This window comes from Pseudomonas sp. 18058 (genome assembly GCF_902706155.1).
Lineage (GTDB): Bacteria > Pseudomonadota > Gammaproteobacteria > Pseudomonadales > Pseudomonadaceae > Aquipseudomonas > Aquipseudomonas rustica.
This window is the reverse complement of the sequence record NZ_CACSJY010000141.1, coordinates 1-430: the sequence shown is the minus strand read 5'-3', so window position 1 is coordinate 430 and position 430 is coordinate 1. Positions and strand designations below refer to the sequence as shown.

Sequence of the window (430 nt, the reverse complement as noted above, 5' to 3'; positions counted from 1 at the left end):
CACCAGCACGCCCTGCCGCGCGAGCGCTCCGGCCGCCGTGAGCATCGCCACCGGCGTGGCCAGCGACAGCGCGCACGGGCAGGTGACGATGAGCACCGCCACCGCGACCATCAGCGCATGCTCCGGGTCCGTGGGCCACCCCCAGGCGGCGGCCAGGCCGGCGGCCAGCAGCACGCCCAGCAGGAACGGCCGCGCGATGCGGTCGGCCAGCTGCGCGAGCCGCGGCTTCTGCGCGGAGGCGGCCTCCATCAGCGCGACGATCTCCGCGAACCGCGTGTCGCCGCCGACGCGCTCGATGCGCACCTCCACGGGCGCGCGCAGGTTGTAGCTGCCGGCCGCCACGGCCGAGCCTTCGCCGCGCGGCAGCGGCGTCGATTCGCCCGTGAGCAGGGCCTCGTCCACCTGCGTGCTGCCGCGCGCGATGCGGCCA

1 pseudogene is annotated in these 430 nt (G+C 77.0%); it reads right to left on the bottom strand.

Annotation, left to right across the window (positions count from 1 at the left end):
- Positions 1-430 (bottom strand): annotated as a pseudogene (locus GVL50_RS28535) (cation-translocating P-type ATPase); the annotation flags it as partial.